Source organism: Aeromonas sp. s9, from assembly GCF_040907765.1.
Lineage (GTDB): Bacteria > Pseudomonadota > Gammaproteobacteria > Enterobacterales > Aeromonadaceae > Aeromonas > Aeromonas caviae.
Genome location: NZ_JBFOCK010000006.1, coordinates 1 through 19,862 on the forward strand (window position 1 = coordinate 1; position 19,862 = coordinate 19,862).

At 60.1% G+C, this 19,862-nt stretch carries 16 protein-coding genes and 3 tRNA genes; 11 read left to right on the forward strand and 8 right to left on the reverse strand.

Features of this window, described 5'->3' with window-relative positions; translation table 11 throughout:
- Window positions 1-21: 21 nt before the first annotated feature.
- From AB5Y54_RS00340 to AB5Y54_RS00375, 8 genes are all read left to right on the forward strand, one after another.
- On the forward strand, window positions 22-2,175 hold the full coding sequence (locus AB5Y54_RS00340) for a hypothetical protein (RefSeq protein ID WP_368153051.1): 2,154 nt from the start codon (window positions 22-24) through the stop codon (window positions 2,173-2,175).
- Window positions 2,172-3,044, forward strand: a complete 873-nt coding sequence (locus AB5Y54_RS00345; protein WP_021140990.1) for a hypothetical protein — start codon at window positions 2,172-2,174, stop codon at window positions 3,042-3,044. Before AB5Y54_RS00340 ends, AB5Y54_RS00345 begins: the two co-directional genes overlap by 4 nt.
- 155 nt (window positions 3,045-3,199) lie before the next feature.
- Window positions 3,200-3,736 carry a hypothetical protein gene (locus tag AB5Y54_RS00350; protein WP_109113030.1) on the forward strand — a complete coding sequence of 179 codons (537 nt, stop codon included), beginning with the start codon at window positions 3,200-3,202 and terminating at the stop codon, window positions 3,734-3,736.
- 37 nt (window positions 3,737-3,773) lie between these two features.
- The gene (locus tag AB5Y54_RS00355; RefSeq protein WP_162540652.1) at window positions 3,774-4,145 is read left to right on the forward strand and encodes a hypothetical protein; all 372 of its coding nucleotides are present in this window, start codon (window positions 3,774-3,776) and stop codon (window positions 4,143-4,145) included.
- A 309-nt stretch (window positions 4,146-4,454) separates the two neighbouring features.
- Window positions 4,455-6,278, forward strand: a complete 1,824-nt coding sequence (gene rmuC, locus AB5Y54_RS00360; protein ID WP_109113028.1) for a DNA recombination protein RmuC — start codon at window positions 4,455-4,457, stop codon at window positions 6,276-6,278.
- A 250-nt stretch (window positions 6,279-6,528) separates the two neighbouring features.
- Window positions 6,529-6,960, forward strand: a complete 432-nt coding sequence (locus AB5Y54_RS00365) for a hypothetical protein (RefSeq protein ID WP_021140579.1) — start codon at window positions 6,529-6,531, stop codon at window positions 6,958-6,960.
- 312 nt (window positions 6,961-7,272) lie between these two features.
- Window positions 7,273-7,857, forward strand: a complete 585-nt coding sequence (locus tag AB5Y54_RS00370) for a bifunctional 2-polyprenyl-6-hydroxyphenol methylase/3-demethylubiquinol 3-O-methyltransferase UbiG (protein ID WP_005330546.1) — start codon at window positions 7,273-7,275, stop codon at window positions 7,855-7,857.
- A complete protein-coding gene (locus AB5Y54_RS00375) occupies window positions 7,854-10,424 on the forward strand; it encodes a DEAD/DEAH box helicase family protein (RefSeq protein ID WP_232092814.1) in 2,571 nt (856 codons plus the stop codon). The genes AB5Y54_RS00370 and AB5Y54_RS00375 overlap by 4 nt, the downstream gene beginning before the upstream one ends.
- 112 nt (window positions 10,425-10,536) lie before the next feature.
- On the opposite strand, the gene AB5Y54_RS00380 is transcribed toward AB5Y54_RS00375, so the two are convergent.
- The 4 genes from AB5Y54_RS00380 to AB5Y54_RS00395 form a co-directional block, all read right to left on the reverse strand.
- Entirely contained in the window at window positions 10,537-11,754 is a 1,218-nt protein-coding gene (locus AB5Y54_RS00380) for a J domain-containing protein (protein ID WP_104453005.1), read from the reverse strand.
- 164 nt (window positions 11,755-11,918) lie between these two features.
- Window positions 11,919-11,994, reverse strand: a tRNA-His gene (locus AB5Y54_RS00385).
- A 124-nt stretch (window positions 11,995-12,118) separates the two neighbouring features.
- Window positions 12,119-12,195 (reverse strand) — tRNA-Arg (locus tag AB5Y54_RS00390).
- Between the two features lie 36 nt (window positions 12,196-12,231).
- Window positions 12,232-12,308, reverse strand: a tRNA-Pro gene (locus AB5Y54_RS00395).
- Window positions 12,309-12,511: 203 nt separating this feature from the next.
- On the opposite strand from AB5Y54_RS00395, the gene folD reads away from it, so the two are divergent.
- Complete coding sequence (folD, locus tag AB5Y54_RS00400) at window positions 12,512-13,369, forward strand: bifunctional methylenetetrahydrofolate dehydrogenase/methenyltetrahydrofolate cyclohydrolase FolD (RefSeq protein ID WP_010674955.1); 858 nt, start codon at window positions 12,512-12,514, stop codon at window positions 13,367-13,369.
- 83 nt (window positions 13,370-13,452) lie between these two features.
- Here the strand turns inward: folD and AB5Y54_RS00405 are convergent, their stop codons facing one another.
- The 3 genes from AB5Y54_RS00405 to AB5Y54_RS00415 all read right to left on the reverse strand — a co-directional run bounded on the left by AB5Y54_RS00405 (window position 13,453) and on the right by AB5Y54_RS00415 (window position 16,717).
- Window positions 13,453-14,616: a PLP-dependent aspartate aminotransferase family protein gene (locus AB5Y54_RS00405; protein ID WP_042863960.1), complete on the reverse strand. Its 1,164-nt coding sequence runs from the start codon at window positions 14,614-14,616 to the stop codon at window positions 13,453-13,455.
- Window positions 14,617-14,708: 92 nt separating this feature from the next.
- Window positions 14,709-15,731, reverse strand: coding sequence for an isopenicillin N synthase family oxygenase (locus AB5Y54_RS00410; protein ID WP_103260261.1), 1,023 nt, complete (start codon window positions 15,729-15,731; stop codon window positions 14,709-14,711).
- A gap of 347 nt (window positions 15,732-16,078) precedes the next feature.
- Complete coding sequence (locus tag AB5Y54_RS00415; protein WP_368153058.1) at window positions 16,079-16,717, reverse strand: NAD(P)-dependent oxidoreductase; 639 nt, start codon at window positions 16,715-16,717, stop codon at window positions 16,079-16,081.
- 100 nt (window positions 16,718-16,817) lie between these two features.
- Between AB5Y54_RS00415 and AB5Y54_RS00420 the strand changes: the two genes are divergently transcribed.
- Both AB5Y54_RS00420 and AB5Y54_RS00425 read left to right on the forward strand, forming a co-directional pair.
- On the forward strand, window positions 16,818-17,717 hold the full coding sequence (locus AB5Y54_RS00420) for a LysR family transcriptional regulator (RefSeq protein WP_042016607.1): 900 nt from the start codon (window positions 16,818-16,820) through the stop codon (window positions 17,715-17,717).
- Window positions 17,718-17,833: 116 nt separating this feature from the next.
- A complete protein-coding gene (locus AB5Y54_RS00425) occupies window positions 17,834-18,802 on the forward strand; it encodes an AraC family transcriptional regulator (protein ID WP_324033975.1) in 969 nt (322 codons plus the stop codon).
- Here AB5Y54_RS00425 and AB5Y54_RS00430 read toward each other — a convergent pair.
- Window positions 18,729-19,844 carry an EAL domain-containing protein gene (locus AB5Y54_RS00430; RefSeq protein ID WP_201985371.1) on the reverse strand — a complete coding sequence of 372 codons (1,116 nt, stop codon included), beginning with the start codon at window positions 19,842-19,844 and terminating at the stop codon, window positions 18,729-18,731. The genes AB5Y54_RS00425 and AB5Y54_RS00430 overlap by 74 nt on opposite strands.
- Window positions 19,845-19,862: the final 18 nt, after the last annotated feature.

Sequence of the window (19,862 nt, forward strand, 5' to 3'; positions counted from 1 at the left end):
GCGAAGGTGAGCTGATAACTCATGATGAACCCTGTTCCATGGCTCCAGATGACAAACATGATCTCATATCAGGGACTTGTTCGCACCTTCCTTAGCGAGGTCAATAGTGAACGGGCTCAGTATCAGGCGGCGGTCAATCAGTCTGCACGGATCCTGAGCTTGGCCAAACAAGTGCAAGAGCGTTTGACGCTCAGAGGCAAGCTCATCGTCTGGTGCCCACAGATAGAAGAAGACCTCAAGCAGTGGCACTCCTACTATGAGTCCACAGCAGAGGAATTGGCAGCCAAGGTGTTGCAATGCGAGACGGCACAAAAGCAATCGGGGAGCCGTATTCAGGAGCTGAGTGTCGAACGGCTCGTAAAACAGCAGTCCCATACTCAGCTGCTGGCGCTCAATCAGCAGCAAGCGGAGCTGGAGCGTCGGTTTACCCTGCTTTCGGGACGTGAGCAACTTGAAACACAGCTGGCGGCGGTCAAGGAGAATTTGGAGGCTCAGATCACCCTGCTGGGGCAGGTCAAGAGCCGCAGCGTAGAGGACATAAGGCGAGATTTACGTCGGCAACAGCAGTTGTCGATGAGCCTGCATCGGCAGCAGGAGACTTTGGCCGACAATCTCTATCGACACATGGCTGAGCATCTGAGTGAAGAGGAGTTACTGCGACTAAACCGGGTGCTCCAGGCCGGAGTGATGCAGTTGGGACCGGCAGATTTCGAACTTGATATGCCCCGGTTGAAACAACAGTTGTCACAGGCGCCGAGCGAGACGCTGATGCTGGCTGGCCTGCGCATTAACCTTCATCGGTTGCATCCCCAGTTTCAGCAACTCAGTGAAGCCGAGCTGGAGGAGCAGATCAGGGATACCGACAGGCATATCGCCAGTTTGGAGGAGCAGCGGCAAACAGCCGAGCAGCGCCATCAGGCCGAGGCACACAAGCAACGATTAGAGCAGGAGCAGCAACAACTGCGGCAGGAGCTGGCCGACTTCGACACCTGGCAGCATCTATTGGCCCAGAGTGACCAGCGAGCAGAGCAATTGATAGCCCATGAACAAGAGCTGGATAGGCTACAGGCCGAGCTGGCAGCGATTAACCAGCAGCAATTGAGCTTGGTTGATCAACTCAATGCTTTGCGACAAGCGCAGATGCGACTGGATGATGAGCATAACGGCATCGTCACCATGCGTAACCAGCGCGAGGATCAGGGGCCAGAATTCGGTTATCTGGAATCTCTTTCCTACCATCCCTGGCTCGGGGGAGCCACCAGAACGCTGGATACCCTATATACCCGTTTGCAAGAATTCCAGACCGATAGTCGTCAATTGTTGGCGTTGAACAGCGCGTTGCAGCGCGGTTTGCAGGATTTGCACGCTGGCGGACTCACCAAGTATGAACACTGCCCGACTCAGGACGAGGAGTGGAGTCGGATCCTCGATTTCCATCAGATGTTGCCAAAAGAAGCCGAGGCATTGGAGAAGAAGGCCCGCAGTGCCGTGATCAATGTCACCGCCAGCCTGAAACAGCTCAGACAGGGGCTGAATGCTTTTAAGGCGCAGATGCGGGGCTTTAACCGGCTGGTGAGTCAGCGTCAACTGTCCGACCTCAGGGTTTTCAAAATCGAGCCCAGGGATGAAGCACACCTGGTGGAAGCCATCGAAATTCTGCTCGATAAGTCCGCTCAGGTGGAGACGGGGGAGAGCTTCGATCTGTTTAATCAGCAAAGCGTGCTGGATGATGTGCGATTGGATCGCGCCAAACAGACCTTGTTTGATGAGGGCAATGCCCGGCAAGGGCTCCGTGTCGCCGATCTGTTTCGCCTGGAGTTTGTGATAGGTAAGCAGGATCAGCAGGAGGAGTCCTTCACCGAGATAGACAGTGCGGCCTCCAACGGCACCGTATTGATGGCCAAGCTGGTGACCGGGCTGGCCATGCTCCACCTGATGCATCACAAGAACAAGCGCATCCGTACCATCTGTTATCTGGATGAGGCGCTGGCGCTGGATACCCGCAACCAGAAAAATTTGATCGATGTGGCGGCAGAATTCGGTTTTGCCCTGATCTGCGCCTCGCCAGCTCCGTTGACCACGGCACGCTATTGCGTACCTATCCATCACCATGCCGGCAAGAACCATATCAATCGGCAGAGCTGGCTGGTGCTTGCTCCCAAGGAGCGACCATGAGCCGTAGTTTGATCGCCGCCTTGCGCAAATTGCGCCAAGCCCCTGGAGGAGGGCTTGCCAGCTCTCAATTGAGCGAGGGGCAGCGACGTGAGCTGAGCAGCTTTGCCCGCGCTACCGGCAGCATACAGATGCGGCCCGAGGGCAGGGGAGTCGTATTTGAGATAAGGCTGCCCGCCGTGGTGGAACACCAGTGGCGACAACTGGTGCCAATAGAGCAAGCCGAATTGGTCGATGGTCTGCCACGCCGAGCGCGTAACATCGCCGCAACTCGCCGTAGCAAGGGGGCAGATCATGGGCATGAGTTCAGCTATCTGCTGTTAAAGGCCGGTCCCGGTCAGGTGGCGTGGCGAGACGATAAAGACAACCGGCTGGACTTGCGACTGAGCACCGATCAACTGGGCGTCGCCGCTCTGACTGTGCACGCCGACAGCACCTGGTATACCGAACATCCGCTATGGCTTGTGGAAAATCAGGCGCTGTTTGACCAGCTGGACTGGCTACCCTGCGCCCAGCCCGCCAGTGTTGCTTATTACAGTGGCCAATTGCCCAACACATTGTTGGATTGGCTCGCCTTGCGCCAGCGGGCGCCTGCGATCCACTTCTTTCCCGACTACGACGGAGTGGGTCTGCTCAACTTTGCCCGGCTTCGCAGCCGTCTTGGCCACAGCGTGGCCCTGTGGTTGATGCCCGAGTGGCCATCTCGTCTCGAGCGTTTCGGTTGTACCACGCTTTGGCAGGATACCCAGCGCGAATTCAACGCCATGCTGGCACACCCTGCGACAGCCGATTTCGACGTGGAAGTGAAGCAATTGATCCGGTCAATGCAAGCCAGCGGGATGGCGCTGGAGCAGGAAGCCGTGTGGTTGTGAGGAACTGCCCCGTCCGTCTCGCCTGCCTCTTATCTGTCTATTAGTTTGAAAATATCTGCTTGAAAATACGACATGTGCAAAACCCCAGTATCGAAGCGGCTTTGCTCGAACGATATAGTCATCTGGGTTTTAACTGATGACTTGGGAGATAAAGGATGAAGGCGGCGACACGGCATGATTGGCAAGGGTTACAACCATTGCATCGAGATGCGCTCACCCTTCCGCTGAGCCTGCGCTTTCGCGATGAGCAGATGGCCAACATCCGACAGGGATTTATCCCTCCGGCGATGGAGTACAAATGGTTCTGCTATTTCGAAGGAGAAACTCTCCACCTATACCGGAGCTGGACGGGGAGCAAGGCGGCGGAAGTGCTCTTTGTTCGTGACAGTGAAGGTTGGTGGCTGGCATCGAGAATGCGGTTGTCGCTGGATCCTGATCATTTCGGCTGGTCTTTGGAGGAGGCCAAATCGATCATCGAAAGCGAAATTGCCTTTTATGCCGCCGGGCAAGTCCCCGCCGATGGCTTTGCGCAGATGCTGCAAACGGCGTCCCAAGCGGGTTATTTCGGCTCGCCCAGCGTCGTGCATGAATTGCTGTTTCCCTTCTTCCATTGTCTGCTCTGCAAGGGGGTGTCGCCGCATATCGAGGGCATCCCAGCGCGAAGCGTTGCCGATGTTGTGGAGGAAAAATAAACGGGTAACGCGTGCGATCAGCAGGCAGACCGGGGAGGTGCACGGCCTGGAGGCGTGGCGCACGGCGGAGCAACTTGGCAAGGCCCTCATCCATTACTTCGAGTTGGATGAGGGGTGGCACGCAGGGGAAGATCTCGCCTTCACGCTCAGTGAGGGGCTGGCTGCCGTCGGCATTCAGGTATCCGAGGTGATCCTGGCCTTTATCCATGCGCCATCTCCCACGCTGGACGGCCTCATTCAGTATTTGAAGGTGATACAGGACTTTGTGGTCAGCGTCATGATGGGCACTAACAGCGCCTATTACCCGGATCTGGTGTTGGCGGATTTCAGCTGGGCGCGTCGCAATGAGTTTGCGGCCCAAGGCCGCGCCATGAGCCACGCGCGTGCGGACGAAGAAGACGTCGAATAGGAAGATGAGCCAACCCCGGGGACCGCATACCATCCCAGCCCGTCGACAAGCTCGACGCCATGCTCAAAGGTGCGGCCGACAAGCCTGTGAACGTCGCCATCCAACGGGATTTTTAATAAACATTCTGCTCAGTTGAGCATCAGCAGGCGGGAGTGTGAGTCACCATCGGTTTCCATGAAATCGGGCGTGTTAGCCTGTTGCACAGTAGTGGCCAGCATAGGCATTGACGCGATTATCGTGGTTATCGCCGGGCAAAAGCACTATTCGCACCACTTACATCTGCCTTTCAAGCACGCTTAAGGAGTATTCATGCAAATCAGCCAGTGGACTACGGAGATCATTGTCATCAGCGTCATCATTGCAATCGCTTGCTGCGTGATTGGCTACTTTGTGGCGGCGCTGCGCCACGGCAACCGGCTCGGTCAGCTCACTAGCCAACTGGGGCAGGCACAGCAGGCACAGGGCTTGCTGACACAGCAATTGGCACAGGCTCAGGAGCAGCTCAAGGCGGCGGAACAACAATGTTATGGGCAGCAGGTGGAGGCCGGCAAGGTGCAGACCCAGCTAGAGGGTGCCAAAGAGCAGCTGCAAGAGTTGGCGACGCAATTGAGCGAACGTAAGGCTGCCAGCGAGGCCTTGCAGCAGCAGTTGAGCGCGGCCAAGGAGCAGCAACATGACGCGGAGAAGCGTCTGGAGACGGCACAGGCCGAAAACCGTGGTCAGAAAGAGCAGATCGCTGACTTGCGTGAACGCTTGAATCTGGCTGATGGGCAAAACCGAGCAGCCCATGATGAGATCAGCCAGCTCAAGGATAAGTTGGCCAATGAAGGCAAACATGCGCAATCCCTGCAGAGCGCGGAGCGCGAAGTCCGTGAACAACTGGTGGATGTCAAACAGACCCTGAAAGAGCGTGAGAACGCCATTCTCGGCCTGCAGGAGCGGTTGCATCAGGTTGATAACGAACACACCGAGCTCAAAACCACGCTGCAAAAGCGGGAAGAGCACTTCCAGGAGCAGCTGGGTCAACTTGCCGATGCCAAGAAGACACTGGCACAGGAGTTTGAAAACCTCGCCAACAAGATTTTCGACGAGAAGGGCAAGGCGTTCACTCAGAGCAGCCAGATCGGGATCGATAGCCTGCTCAAGCCATTTCGCGAGCAGATCGAAGGATTCCAGAAACGGATCAACGAGGTGCACGATGTCTCGGTGCAAGGCAGCGCTCAGCTCAATGCCGAGATCCGGAAGGTGCTGGAAATTGGTCTGAATATGAGCAAGGAGGCCAACAACCTCACGTCGGCCCTCAAGGGCGATTCCCAGCAGCGCGGAGCCTGGGGGGAAGCGCAACTGCGCCGCACACTGGAGATGAGTGGCCTGATTGAAGCGGCCCACTACGAAGTGCAGAGCAGCTTCAAGGATGCGGAAGGCAAGCACAAGCAGACCGACTATCTGATCAAACTGCCGGATGGCAAACACATCATCATCGACAGCAAGGTTTCTTTGGTGGCTTATGATCGGGCGGTAGCGGCCGAGAGCCCAGAGGCGTATCAGCTGGCGATGGCAGAGCATCTCAAAGCGGTGCGCAAGCATATCGACGATCTGGCATCGAAGGATTACATCAACTTGATTGGCATGCACAGCCCCAGCTTTGTGCTGATGTTCATGCCGATTGAACCCGCCTATATCGAAGCGTTGAAGCACAACAAGGATTTGTTCGAGTATGGATACAACAAGGGCATCGTACTGGTCTCACATACGACCCTGATCCCCATCCTGCGCACGGTATCAAATCTGTGGATGATCGAACGCAGCAATACGGAGGCCCGCGAGATCAGTGAAAAAGCCGGCGACATCTACAACCAGGTCTGCCTTGTTGCCGAACGTCTGAGCAGCTTGGGCGGCACGCTCAACACTGCCAGCAATCACTACAACAACACGGTCAAGGCGCTGGTGGGCAAGCAAGGGCTGTATGGCAAAGTGGAGAGATTCAACAAACTCTCGGCGAAGGCCAGCAAGACACTGCCGCAACTGGACGCCATGCATATGGACTTCGAACAGGATCGGTTATCATTGATCGTCGAGGCTCTGGAAGAGCCCGGCACGATTGCCATAGAGGAAACGGCGCCGACGGCATAGTCGTTTAACGATGCAGATCGCGTAAAACAATCAAGGCGCTACACAGGCGCCTTGATTGTCTGGGTTGCAACCCATTGCCATCGTCGTCCAGCAGACCCCGCCGATAAACGCCGGCTCGGTGATCAGACACCCCGCATCTGCTCCAAAATGCGACATGTGTATGTAACCAGTATCGGCATGGGTATTGAGGCGGCATATACTGGACCCGCTTGAAGAGAGTCCCAGTCAGCCCCAACCAAGGAGCATGTTTATGTCACCTTCGTTACCCCCGCTCGGCGTATTAGCTGGTGCCCTGTTACTGCTGGTGGTCCAGAGTGCCGGGGCCGCCGACTGTACCTATCGCAAAGACAGCCTCGGTAATACCCGCTACCAGTGTGATGATGGCAATAGCGGCACCCTGCGCAAGGACAGTCTCGGCAACGTCAGGGATTCGCAAAGCGGCACCACCTGGCGCAAAGACTCTCTCGGCAATGTGCGCAGCAGCGAAGGCACCACTTACCGCAAAGATAGTCTAGGCAATGTACGGGTCAGCAATCCCAGCACCGGCGAGACCGTCACCTGGCGTAAAGATAGCCTCGGCAACCTGCGGTCCTCCAATGGCACAACTTGTCGCACCAACTCCTTGGGGCAAGTTAGATGTGATGGGCAGAGCACACCGCCAGCAGTGTTGGGCGCAAAGTGAACCCAGACTGTGGTTCTGATCTATTAGACCGCCATGATGAATCGCTGACGCAGCGTACATCTTGGCCAAATAGTAGAAATGATCGATTTGGTGATCTGGCTTCATAGAGCTACCGTGCTCTCAGGCTTAGAATAACACTCTTTTTGATAGCATGAACTGAGCGCCGTTAGGGTCAATAGAGCATTTATGAATAGCGAAGAAGGTGCCAGTTGGCCTTCCCGTACTGCGGATTGTCTGAAATGGCACTGACTCGATTTTTTTACCCCTAACTCTCTGTTAATCTGAGCGTTTTCTGCTAGGTGCCTGTTTACTATGTCTATCGATTACTACAACCAACACGCCGATAGCTTCGTCGAAGGCACGCTGTCGGTCGATATGCAGCCGCTTTACCAGCGCTTCCTGCCTCTGCTCGCTCCCGGCGCTCATATCGTCGATGCGGGCTGCGGCTCTGGTCGGGACAGTCTCTACTTCCGAGAGCAGGGCTTTCAGGTCACTGCGTTCGATGCCAGCGCGGAGCTGGCCCTGCGCGCCGAGCGCCTGCTTGGTCAGCCGGTGCAACTGTGCCGTTTCGATCAGTTCGTGGCTCCCGCGCCGGTCGATGCCATCTGGGCCTGTGCCAGTCTGCTGCATGTTCCCCGTGCCGAATTGGATGCCGTAATGGTCCATCTGTGCCAGCAACTCGCCGACGGTGGTCTGCTCTATTGCTCGTTCAAATATGGGGTAGACGAGACCGAGCGCGATGGCCGAGCCTTCACCCAGTTGGATGAGGCGGGGCTGCAAGCCCTGATAACGCCGTTGCCGCTGAGCGAGGTCGAGATCTGGCAGACTGCGGATCGACGCCCCGGCCGCGAGCAGGAGTGTTGGCTTAACGCCATCGTGCGCAAGGTCGGGTCATGAGTGCACCCGTGCTCATCAGCGGGGGAGAGGCGGGGGATCCGGAGTTCAACGATCCCCTGTTGCCACATCTGCTGGACGCCATCGCCCGTTGTGGCGAGGGTAGCCGCATTGAGTTGTGTGTCTCCTTTATTCGCCAAAGCGGGCTGGTGTTGTTGCGCGGTGCCCTGCACGAGGCGCTGGCGCGAGGAGCACGGCTTCGGGTGATCACCTCGGACTATCTGGAGGTGACCCAGCCGGTGGCGCTGCGCGAGTTGCTCAAATTTGATCCCGCTCGCTCTTGCGCGCTGATCTACCAGAGTCAGGGCAATCGCGGTTTTCACCTCAAGTCCTATCTGTTTGTCCAGCACGCAGCCCAGTACCTAGGCCAGCAAGTTGGCCAGGAAGGGTCGCCAGCGGTGCTCGGTGGTCAGGCGTTTCTCGGCTCCAGCAATATCTCTGCCGCCGCCCTTACCGAGTCGCTGGAGTGGAACTGGTCGCTCAGGGCTGAGCCGAGCGGACCCAGCGAGCCGCATCACAGCCTGCGTCAGCTCGCGGCTCAAATCGAGCGGCTGGCGCAAGACGCGCGGGTCGTGCTCCTTACCCACGACTGGATAGATGGCTACCTCGCTCGCTATCGGCAGAGCGCGCTGCGGGAGTTGCGGGTGCTCACCGGGGATCATCGCAGCAGCGCCGAGCAGCTGCGTGAAGCCCCCATCCCCAACAGCGTGCAGCAAGAGGCGCTGATGGCGCTGCAAGCCGCGCGGGCACAGGGGCATAAACGGGGCGTGGTGGTCATGGCGACCGGCCTTGGTAAGACTTGGCTCGCGGCTTTTGATGTGCGCCAGATGCAGGCGGCCCGCCTGCTGTTTGTTGCCCATCGGGAGGAGATCCTGACCCAAGCGCGCCAGACCTTCTTGCACATGGCGCCGCAGGCAAATTCTGGCCTCTATCACGGTCAGCAGCAGGATGAGGCCGACTGGTTGTTTGCCTCCATCCAGACGCTGGGCAAGAGTCGGCATCTGCTGCGCTTTGCACCGGATCACTTCGATTACGTGGTGGTCGATGAGTTTCATCATGCCGCCTCACCCTCCTACCGGCGCTTGCTAAACCACTTCAAGCCCCGCTTCCTGCTCGGGCTGACCGCGACCCCTGACCGCACCGATCAGGCCGATATTCTGGCGCTGTGCGACAACAATCTCGTCTTTGAACGGGGGCTGGCGCTCGCCATTGAGCAAAAGATGCTGGTGCCGCTCACCTATCACGGCATTTTGGATGACACTATCGACTATGCCGCGCTGCCTTGGCGCAACGGTCAGTTTGACCCCCATGCGCTGGAGAGTGCCTTCGCCAGTCAGAAGCGGGCTCAGCACGCCCTTAGCCAGTGGCGACGTTTACGCCAGCAGCGCACGCTGGCCTTCTGCATCTCGACCCGTCATGCCGATTTTATGGCCAGCGTCTTCCAGCAAGCCGGAGTGCGGGCGGTAGCCGTCTATGCGGGCTCCCGTCAGGGGCGACAAGCCGCCCAGGAGCAATTGGCCGCCGCCGAGCTCGATATCATCTTCTCGGTAGATTTGTTCAACGAAGGCACCGACTTGCCCGCCATCGATACCGTGCTGATGCTGCGTCCCACCGAGTCGCGCATCGTGTTCCTGCAACAGTTGGGGCGGGGCTTGCGCCTCTATCAAGGCAAAGAACGCCTGGTGGTGATCGATCTGGTGGGCAATCACAAGGCGTGTCTCTACAAGCCTCAGCTGCTGCAAACGCAATTGACCTACTCGCCAACGCACGCAAACAGGGCGATGACGCTGGCGGCAGGTTGTTTTATCAATCTGGATCCCAAGCTGCTTCCGTTGCTAGCGCTGTTAAAAAGGCAGCAGCAACCGACTCTGCTTGAGACCTATCAGATCCTCAAGGAGTACCTCGGTTATCGTCCCACTGCGCGGCAAACCTGGGTTGCCCGGCTGGGTGAGCAACTGCGTTTCGATACCCAAAAACAGGGGGGCTGGTTTGAGCTGCTCGCCCAAGCGGGCGATCTGGGGGAGGAGGAGCTGCGCGTGCTGAACCGGCACGGCGACTTTCTGCGTGCGGGGGTGGAGAACACCGCGCTCAACAAGAGCTTCAAGTTGATCCTGCTATTGGCCTTGCTCGAACTCGACGGTCTGCGTGAGCCACCCACCTTGGCAGCGCTGGCCAGCCACTCCCGTTACCTGTTCGAGCGGCATCCCGAGCTGGCCCGTCTCGATCTGCCGGCCAAGCAGCAAGCCCTGAGCGCCGACAGCCCGGCTTGGCTCAGTTACTGGAAGAGCAATCCGATCAAGTTCAGCAGTGGCGGCAATCCAGGCGCCAAGGGGGAGTACTGGTTCGAGGTAAGGGAGGATCGCTTCTGCCCACGCTTCGCGGTGAGTGAGGAGGATATCGATCCTCTGCATCGCATGGTGCAAGAGCTGCTGGACTTGCGTCTGGCCCAATATCAGCAGCGCAAAATCGCATCGGCAGCCGCCATTTCCCCTGAGCCCTTCACAACTATCCATGATGAGGTACAGGCGCTGGCGCCTGATGCCAAAGCGCGTCAGGTGACCCTGATTTAAGGCTGGCTATCCGATAGCACGATCAGTGTAAAAACCAGCAGTGTGAAAACAATCAAGGCGCCAGTGGCGCCTTGATTGATTGATTGATGAGATGGTCGGTCACCGCTGGCCGTTACCTAAACAGCCATTCCATATCGTCCTCTTCCTCATCCCACCTCATTTGCTGCTGATCCCAGCGGGCCGCCAGATAGGGTTTGAGGGTCTGCAGGGTGGTGATCTCGGCCAGCTGGGCAGTCAGGTGGTCGATATCACGCAGCAAATAGTCCCGATGTTCGGCAAAGGCCTGCTCGGTCTTTTTCTTGGATGATTGCTTGAATTTGTGCAGCACCGCGCCCATTAGCCCGTCTTGCCCGCCGTAGTAGCTGACTTCGAGCTCGCGTAGCTGGCGTTTCAGCATCGGGTTGAGGTAAGCGAGGTTCTCGTCACTGAGCAGGTTATCGAACTCGGGCAGGTGGGTGTGGGCCAGCTGCAACAGGGTGAACATCTCTTTGTTTTCCCAGGCCTGGCTGAGTTGGCCCATGATGCGGGTCTTTTCCGCCTGCATGACGGGGTCGGGTTCCCGATCCGGGTGCAGCGCCAGGGCGAGCTTGCGATAGAGCTGCTTGAGGCTGGATTTGCTGAACAACTGTTCGATGCGCGCCTCTTCCTCTTGCTCACGACGGGTGCGCGCGTGGGCAAAAGCATCTTGCTGCTCAGTGCCGAAGAGAGGCTCATCGGCAAACAACTCATCATCGTCGAAGCGGGCATCCTCTTCTTTATCGACGGTGTTGCACTCTTCGGCCATATGCTGGCGCGCCGCATTCATCATGTACTCGTTCAACCGATCGGGGTTTTTGAGCATCTCGCGCAAGGTATCGATGTCATCGGGGCAGTGGCCACAAGTCTCCATCAGCATCTGGGTAAGAACGTCACACTGATAGTCGAGCTGTTCGTCATCCATGTGCAGGGCGGTATTGGTTTGGATTTGGTGAAAGAGGGGAGCCAAATCCATCTCGCCACGAAACGGATTGGACTCGATATAGCTGATGAGATCGTGGATCCAGTGGTGCAAGGTCTCCCGCTGCCACAGGGTAAAGCTCTTGCGAGCCGTAAAATCGACCAGGCGCTTGGCGAGGGCAAAGATGAGCTCGCACTGTTGACGCTCAAGGGGTTCTATTTCGCTGGTGAAACGCTGATAGATATCGCGGCCGTTGAGGGCTTGCTTGTCGATCTTTGCCTGTAGCTTTTCGAGCGCTTGCCAGTTGCGGTGGAAGAGATCGAGGGCGGGGTTGCCCGTCGCGGGGGAGGGCTGGCGAGCGGGCTGCTTGCGACCCGGATGACGAAGAGACATAGGCCGCCTCCATGGGCGTTAATTGATTCGCTAAAACAAAAAACCGGCGCGGGGCCGGTTTATCGCCGCGCATAAATTGCGCGAAGTCTGCCTTGCTGATGAGTTGCCGGCCATATTCAAGCCTTTCATTTCTTTCGCAACAGATAGCAACAACAGAGAAACAATGGGGTGGCTGATGGGGCTCGAACCCACGACAACCGGAATCACAATCCGGGACTCTACCAACTGAGCTACAGCCACCACTGAAATCATCGCCATTTTGTGTCTGCCAAGGCGTGGCCAAGGTCATCTTGAGATAATCTGCCGAATGGACGATAAGTCACACTCTTCGTCAATAACTCAATGATTTAAAACACATTTTAAATGGCGCGCCCTGCAGGATTCGAACCTGCGACCCACGGCTTAGAAGGCCGTTGCTCTATCCGACTGAGCTAAGGGCGCGTTGTATCAAGAAATCCGGGGATTTCCCGATGAACCTGGTCGGTGATAAAGGATTCGAACCTTTGACCCTCTGGTCCCAAACCAGATGCGCTACCGGGCTGCGCTAATCACCGAAAATTCGCCATCCAGCATACCTTCGGCGGCACCACTGGGCAACGGGCGGGCATCATACCCAAGCGCCAAAGTCAGCGTCAACGACTTTTTCCGCCAGTAAATTCAAGTGCCTACTTATTGCCCTCCCTGCGAGAGCCGCTAACACCCGCGCCAAAAAAATGCGACAATGCGCCGCAGTTGAACACATGGTGAGTGAAGAACGATGTCTGCCAAAATCATTGATGGAAAACAGGTTGCGCAAACGATTCGCAATCAGGTCGCCGCGCAAGTCCAGCAGCGGTTGGCGCAGGGGAAACGGGCACCGGGTCTGGCGGTGATCCTGGTGGGGCTGGATCCGGCCTCCCAAGTCTATGTGGGCAGCAAACGTCGCGCTTGTGAAGAGGTGGGATTTGTCTCCCGCTCCTATGACCTCAGCGCCACGGCGACACAAGCGGAGCTGCTGTCCCTGATCGACCAGCTCAACGAGGATCCGGAAGTGGACGGCATCCTGGTGCAGTTGCCCTTGCCGGCTCACTGCGATACCACCCAGGTGCTGGAGCGCATTCGTCCCGACAAGGACGTTGATGGCTTCCATCCCTACAACGTGGGTCGTCTGGCCCAGCGCATCCCGGCGCTGCGACCCTGCACCCCCAAGGGGATCATGACCCTGATCGAGACCACAGGCGTCAAGACCCACGGTCTGCATGCGGTGGTGGTCGGGGCTTCCAACATCGTGGGGCGCCCCATGACGCTGGAGCTGCTGCTGGCCGGTTGCACCACCACCACCTGTCACCGCTTCACCCAGGATCTGGAGACCCAGGTGCGCCGGGCCGACTTGCTGGTGGTGGCGGTGGGCAAGCCCAACTTCATTCCGGGGGAGTGGGTCAAACCCGGTGCCCTGGTGATCGACGTGGGCATCAACCGCCTTGCGGACGGCTCCCTGGTGGGAGATGTGGAGTATGAGACCGCGCGCAATCACGCCGCCTTCATCACGCCGGTACCGGGGGGCGTGGGCCCCATGACGGTCGCCAGCCTGATGGAGAACACCCTGAGCGCCTGCCAGGATTACCACGACGCCTGATGAGGGCGACGGGCAGAAAAGAGAAAGGGAAGGCATTGCCTTCCTTTTTTTATTGCGTCACTCCCCCGGATCGCCACTGGATATCAGAGAAGGGCCAGGGCGGCGGCCAGATCGGCAATCAGATCGTCGGCGTCTTCCACCCCGATGCTGAAGCGGATGAGGTCGTCATTGACCCCGGCGGCGAGGCGGCTCGCCTCGTCCATGGCGGCGTGGGTGGTGCTGGCCGGATGGCAGGCGAGACTCTCGAGATCGCCGAGGCTCACCGCCTGCACGAAGAGTTGCAGGTTGTCAAGCAGGGTGGCGCAGCGCTCAAACCCGCCTTCCAGCTCGATGCTCACCATGCCGCCAAAGCCGCTGGCGAAGGCGCCGAGGGCATCGTGGCCCGGATGGCTGGCAAGGCCCGGGTAGATCACCTTCTTCACCGCCGGGTGGGCATCCAGGAACTCGGCCACCTTCTGGGCGTTGTGCAGGTGGGCATCCATGCGCAGGGGAAGGGTCTTGACCCCCCGTTGCAGCAGGTAGGCCTCCTGCGGGCCGATGGGAGAGCCGATGTGCTTGAGGGCCACGGTGCGAATCGACTTCATCAGCTCATGACGACCCGCCACCACCCCGGCGATGATGTCGCCGTGACCGCCCAGGTACTTGGTGCCGCTGTGCATGACGATGTCGATGCCAAGCTCGAGCGGGCGCAGCAGATAGGGGGTGAGGAAGGTGTTGTCACACACCGTGATGGCACCCACCTTGCGGGCCGCCTCCACCACCACCCGCGGATCCACCACCTTGAGGGTGGGGTTGGTCAGGGTTTCAAAGAGTACCACCTTGGTGGCGGGGCGGATGTTGGCCAGCAGCGCCTGATCGCTCTCGTAGGCGGTGATCTTGATGCCGGCGCGGCTGAAGGTCTGCTTGAGGAAGGCATCGGTGCCGCCGTAGAGGGGGCCGATATAGGCCACTTCATCACCGCTGTCGGCCAGGGCATACATGATGGCACTCACCGCTGCCATGCCGCTCGCCACCACCAGCGCTTCATCGGCACCTTCGAGGGCTGCCAGCTTCTGTTCCAGTTCGGCGGTGGTGGGGTTGCCAAAGCGGCTGTAGATGAAGCCGGGGGCTTGACCTGCGAAGCGCTCCTTGCCCGCCTGGGCGTTGAAGTAGCTGAAGGTGCTGCTCTGGTAGAGCGGGGTGGTGAGGGCGCCGGTCTGGGGGTCGATCCGCTGGCCGCTGTGTACGCTCATGGTCTTGAATTTCATTTTTGTACTCCGTCATTGTCAGGTCGTTGCCCGACTGCTTGTGTTATCCGGGGCGCCGTCGCGCCCCTTTTTTAATGTCGAGTGGCGGGTTGTCAGACTAGCGCTGGCTCGCGCTGCGGCTCGCCTGCATAGTGGCGGGCCGCCACATCCGGGTGGGAGCGCAGCCTCCCCTTGAGCACGTTCTCCCCCACCTGATAAAAGAGCGGGTTGGCGGGATCGCTCTGGGGCCCTTCGGCCAGCGCCGCCAGCTCGGGGGAGAGGCTAAGCAGTGGCACAGTCGCATCCAGCCTTGCCGCCATGAAGAAGGCGCAGGAGAGGCGCGATACCCCGGGAGGTGGGCTCACCACCCGGTGCAGGGTGGCCTTGAGGTAGCCGTCGGACGCGAGCTCCAGCAGCTCGCCGATGTTGACCACCAGGGCGCCCGGCAAGGGGGGCGCGGGGATCCAGCCATCCGCCGTCTCCACCTCGAGCCCGGAGTGATCGTCCTGCATCACCAGGGTCAGGTAGCCGGGATCCTTGTGGGCACCTACCCCCTGACCACTGCTGCCTTCGGGTTGCCCGGGGTAGTGAATGAGCTTCATGTGCTGGTAGGGGGCACCGCGAATGCTCTCGTCAAATACGCCGGCGGGCTGCCCCAGCACCTCTGCGAAAGCGTCCAGCAGGGTGAGGGTGATGTCGCTCAGTCGATCCTGCCATGCCAGCAGACGTGTTTTCATCTCGGGCAGGGCGGCGGGCCACTGATTGGGGCCGATGAGGCGCTGCCAGGGTTCACGAATGTGCGCCACAGGCAGGGCCTGGGCCTCGTTCATGATATCGAACTGCTCCCGCAGATCCGGCCGTGCCCGGGTGAGCTCTGCCCCCACCTGGTTGTAGCCGCGAAAGTGGGGGGAGTGGACCATCTGCACCGCCAGTTTTTCTTCAAGTGGCAGGGCGAAGAAGCGGGCGGCGAGCGCCAGGGTCTCCTGGCGCGCCGATTCGCTCAGATCATGGCCCACCAGATAGAAAAAGCCCACTTCGCGGGCGGCCTGGCCAAGCTGCGCCAGCATCTGGCTGCGTGCAGCCGGGGTGCCCTTGAGGGCGGCGAGATCGATGATCGGCAATGATGGGGTGGTCATGGGCATCTCCTCACTTTCCGTGAACGGGGTCTGCGTGCCCCGGCGTGCGGGGTGTTGCGAAACCGGGGCGCACTCTTCTTGAGTGGCGCCGTTTGGGTTGAGGGTGATGCTACTGTTCGAGGTTATAAGGTGGAAGCAACAAAATATTCTTAGTTATATACAAAATTCGAAATGGAATTCGGACTTGAGCGAATGGAACGAGCAACGGGCGGCTCAGGCAGCGATCGGCCGTACCGGGTGAGAGCGACATTGGCGTGACGGGATAGACGCGGGAGAGAAAAGGCGGAGGGAGGCATCCGCCTCCCTCCGTGTGACTGTCATGGGAAGGGTTGCTGGCGCACCTTTCCTCAATACCCCAGGGTGAAACGCTGGCGCAGGTGAGCCGGTGCTTGCACCTCGTTCAGCACCCCGTCCGCCAGATCGCCGACCGTGATCCCGGCGGGCTGCTCGCCGCTGAACAGCACCTGATCCGTGCCAAGGCGGTAACCGCTGCGCTTCTCGCCGGGTGCGAGGAACACCGGTGGGGAGACGAAACGCCAGTCGAGGGTGGTTTCCCGGCGAAGGGCGGTGAGACCATCCCGGGCCGCGAGGGCCCCTTGCTTCCACTCTGCCGGGAACTCCGGGGTGTCCACCAGCTGCACGCCCGGGGCGATTTCCAGACTGCCGGCACCGCCGACCACCAGCAGCCAGCTGTTGGCCGCGACGGCGGCGGCCACGATGGCGCTGGCCCCCTTGAGGTACTGATCGTAGATGTCCGGGGCACTCCAGCCCGGGTTGTAGGCACTGATCACCCGATCGTGCCCCTTGAGCACCTTGGCCAGTGCCTGGCTGTCCTGGGCGTCCACCGCCACGGCGGTGACCAGGGGATGGGCGGCGACCTTGCTCACGTCACGCACGATGGCGGTGACCTGATGACCGCGGCTGACGGCCTCCTGGAGGATGGCTGAACCGACAAAACCGCTGGCACCGATGAGGGCAATCTTCATGGGAATTCTCCTTCACTGTGGGAATGGGGCTATCCTACGCCCCCGAGTGTGATTTAATAATCCACTTAAAATTGCATTCACTTGTAAGCAGGGCTTCATAATGGATCAGCTCAGACGCTACGCCATCTTCGCGGCCGTGGTGGAGGCGGGCAGCATGACCGGCGCCGCCAAGGCCCTCGGCATGACCCCGTCCGCCGTCAGCCAGCATATCAGTCAACTGGAGAGCCAGCTCGGCCTGCCCCTGCTGCACCGCTCCACCCGCCGCCTCAGCCTGACCGAAGCGGGGGAGGTGGTGTGGCAGGGGTGCCAGTCGTTGCAGCAGACCCTGAACGACACCGAGCTGCGCCTCTCGGAGGTGCGCGACAGCCTGCTCGGAGAAGTGCGGATCACCGCGCCGGTGGGGATGGCCGGCCAGCCCCTGGCGCGGGCGCTCTCGCCGCTGCTGCAGGCGCACCCGGGCCTGGGCATCCAGATCATTGCCGACGACGAGAAGCGGGATCTCATCAAGGATCGCATCGACGTGGCGCTGCGGGTCGGCACGCTTGAAGATTCCACCCTGGTGGCGCGCAGGCTGGGTCAGACCCGGATGCTGCTGTGTGCCTCGCCCGCCTATCTGGCACGCAAGGGCACGCCGCGCAGCCCGGCAGATCTGCTGGCCCACGACTGGCTGGCCTCGGACATGCTGGGGGGCGGGATACTGCTGTTGGACGAGAAGGGGGAGGCCCACAAGATCAAGCCCAAGCCCAGGGTGCTGTGCAACAACGTCTTGCCCCTGCGCCAGTTCACCCTGGCAGGGCAGGGGATTTCGCTGCAACCGGAAGGTGAAATAGAAGAAGATCTCGCAACCGGTCGGTTACTCGTGCTGCTGCCAGGCTTTTTGGCCCCTCCCATGGAGATCCATGCCATCACCCCCCAGCGGGAGATCCCGGAGAAGGTGCGGCGGGTGATCAGCGCCCTTCGCAGCCACTTTGCCGAGCATGGCCAGAGCCGTCTACCTTGAGCGAGGCGGGATGAATAGCCAGGCGGTGCGCCAGCCTTGCGGTCGGCGCGACACCCCTGTTTAATGTGGCCCTCCCGGGCCAGAGCGCCCTCTGCTGGCGTGGTCTCAAGCGCATCATGACACCGACTTCTCTCCACCCACTCCGTGAGCCGGCACCCGAGGCGCGCGCCCACCTCACCCGGATCGAGCGAGTGCTCGACTATATCCATGCCAATCTGGATCAGCCGCTCTCCCTGGAGGTGCTGGCCCGGCAGAGCTGCTGGTCCCGCTGGCAGTTGCAACGGGTATTCCTGCATGAGACGGGCCAGACGGTGGCTCACTATGTGCGCGAGCTGAAGCTGAGCATGGCGGCGGAGGCGCTGCTCTCCACCCGGCTGCGGGTGCTGGATGTGGCGCTGGATCACGGGTTTGGCTCGGAAGTGAGTTTCAGCCGTGCCTTCAAACAGCAATTTGGCTGCTCGCCGCTGGCGTATCGCAAGCGGGGCCTGCGGCTGGGGCTGCGTACGCCCCTGGTGCGGGCGGCGGTCCCCCGCTCTGCCTCTCCCAACCTGGTGCAGGTGCGCATAGAGAGCCTGCCGGCGTTCACCTTGCAGGGGGTCAGGGGCACGATCCGGGGGTTGTTCGATGCCTCACCGGATTTTCAGCAGACGGTGCCCGCCATCTGGCGAGCGCTGCGCGAGACGGGGGCGCTGGGCTTGTCGAGGGAATGGCTGGGGGTGGTGGATGTGTCGGGGGCAGGGGAGCGGCTGCCTTACTGGGCCGGAGTGGCCACGACGGCGCCTACGCCCCCCGGCCTGTCGAGTCTCAACGTGCCGGCCCCGGAGTATGCCGTGCTCACCCACAAAGGACCCATTGCCCAACTGGGGGAGAGTCTGCACTGGTTCATCCTGCACTGGCTGCCGGAGTCGGCATACCGAGGGCTGGACGGTTTCGAGCTGGAGCGCTATGCCCCCGGCTTTGACGGCCAGCAGCCCGACGCCACCATGGAGTACTGGCTGCCCGTCGCCCCCGTTAGGGAAGGAGTCTCACCCCGGCATGGCGCCGGGATGGCTCCGGGCGTGTGGCGCTGGCCAGGAGATCAGTGAACTGGGCCGGTGGCAGCGGCTTGGCGAAGTAGAAGCCCTGCAGGTAGTCGATGCCATAATGGCGTGCCATTTCGACCTGCTCCTGAGTCTCCACCCCCTCGGCGACCAGAGCCAGCCCCATGCGATGGGCAAGATCCAGGATGTTTTCGACGATATGGCGGGAGGGGCCTTCCTCTTTCATTCCCTTGATAAAGCTGCGATCGATTTTGATGATGTCCACATGGAACATCTGCAGATAGCAGAGGCTGGAGTGGCCGGTGCCAAAGTCATCGATGGCGATGAGCACGCCCAGCTCGTCCAGGGCATCGAAGATGGCGCGGGTCTGCTCGTCCGCATCCACCATCTCCCGCTCCGTCACCTCGAGCACCAGACGCAGATCCTGACCCGGGAAGGCGCGGAGAAAGTCGCGGCACTCGGCGACGATGTCCCGGTTTTTGAAGTGCTGGGCGCAGACATTGACGGCGACGTGAAAGCCGGGGGGCAGCCTGTCGGCTACCTCGAGCAGATAATCCCGGGTCTGGGCCATCAACTGGCGAGTCATCGGCACTATGTAGCCGCACTCCTCCGCGAGGGGGATGAAGTGGTTGGGGGCAATCATCCCTTGTGTGGGATGACGCCAGCGCATCAGCACTTCACAACCGCGCAGGCGTCCCTGCCTGTCCATCACGGGTTGCAGATGGGGGATGAACTCCCGGGCCGCCATGGCTCTGGCAAGCTCGCTGCGAGGGGAGCCGCTGCGCCCCCTCAGATAGAAGGTGAGCAGCCCCAGCAACAGCGCCAGCACAGGGGCGGCAAGCAGGTTCTCCTGGTTGTACGCCCAGGCAAACGCCAGCACTTCCTTGTAACCGTTGAGCGCCACCAGGCGATAGGGATGAGCGGTGGGATCGCTCTGTTGCAGACGTTGTCCCCCTTCCAGCAGGCGGGCTGCTGGCAGGGTCCTGCCGTGGCCATCGAGGGCCTGGTCCCCGAGGAGGAAGAAGAGGTTGTCCTCCCCCATCACGGCCTGCAAGGCGCCGAAGATGTGGAAGCCGTCCAGCTCCACCAGCAGGGTGCGATCGCC

What these genes read in the sequence shown, in the direction of transcription:
- AB5Y54_RS00340 (WP_368153051.1), top strand. Translation starts at nt 22, where the DNA reads ATGATGAACCCTGTTCCATGGCTCCAGATGACAAACATGATCTCATAT.
- AB5Y54_RS00345 (WP_021140990.1), top strand. Translation starts at nt 2,172, where the DNA reads ATGAGCCGTAGTTTGATCGCCGCCTTGCGCAAATTGCGCCAAGCCCCT.
- AB5Y54_RS00350 (WP_109113030.1), top strand. Translation starts at nt 3,200, where the DNA reads ATGAAGGCGGCGACACGGCATGATTGGCAAGGGTTACAACCATTGCAT.
- rmuC (WP_109113028.1), top strand. Translation starts at nt 4,455, where the DNA reads ATGCAAATCAGCCAGTGGACTACGGAGATCATTGTCATCAGCGTCATC.
- AB5Y54_RS00365 (WP_021140579.1), top strand. Translation starts at nt 6,529, where the DNA reads ATGTCACCTTCGTTACCCCCGCTCGGCGTATTAGCTGGTGCCCTGTTA.
- AB5Y54_RS00370 (WP_005330546.1), top strand. Translation starts at nt 7,273, where the DNA reads ATGTCTATCGATTACTACAACCAACACGCCGATAGCTTCGTCGAAGGC.
- AB5Y54_RS00375 (WP_232092814.1), top strand. Translation starts at nt 7,854, where the DNA reads ATGAGTGCACCCGTGCTCATCAGCGGGGGAGAGGCGGGGGATCCGGAG.
- AB5Y54_RS00380 (WP_104453005.1), bottom strand. Translation starts at nt 11,754, where the DNA reads ATGTCTCTTCGTCATCCGGGTCGCAAGCAGCCCGCTCGCCAGCCCTCC.
- folD (WP_010674955.1), top strand. Translation starts at nt 12,512, where the DNA reads ATGTCTGCCAAAATCATTGATGGAAAACAGGTTGCGCAAACGATTCGC.
- AB5Y54_RS00405 (WP_042863960.1), bottom strand. Translation starts at nt 14,616, where the DNA reads ATGAAATTCAAGACCATGAGCGTACACAGCGGCCAGCGGATCGACCCC.
- AB5Y54_RS00410 (WP_103260261.1), bottom strand. Translation starts at nt 15,731, where the DNA reads ATGACCACCCCATCATTGCCGATCATCGATCTCGCCGCCCTCAAGGGC.
- AB5Y54_RS00415 (WP_368153058.1), bottom strand. Translation starts at nt 16,717, where the DNA reads ATGAAGATTGCCCTCATCGGTGCCAGCGGTTTTGTCGGTTCAGCCATC.
- AB5Y54_RS00420 (WP_042016607.1), top strand. Translation starts at nt 16,818, where the DNA reads ATGGATCAGCTCAGACGCTACGCCATCTTCGCGGCCGTGGTGGAGGCG.
- AB5Y54_RS00425 (WP_324033975.1), top strand. Translation starts at nt 17,834, where the DNA reads ATGACACCGACTTCTCTCCACCCACTCCGTGAGCCGGCACCCGAGGCG.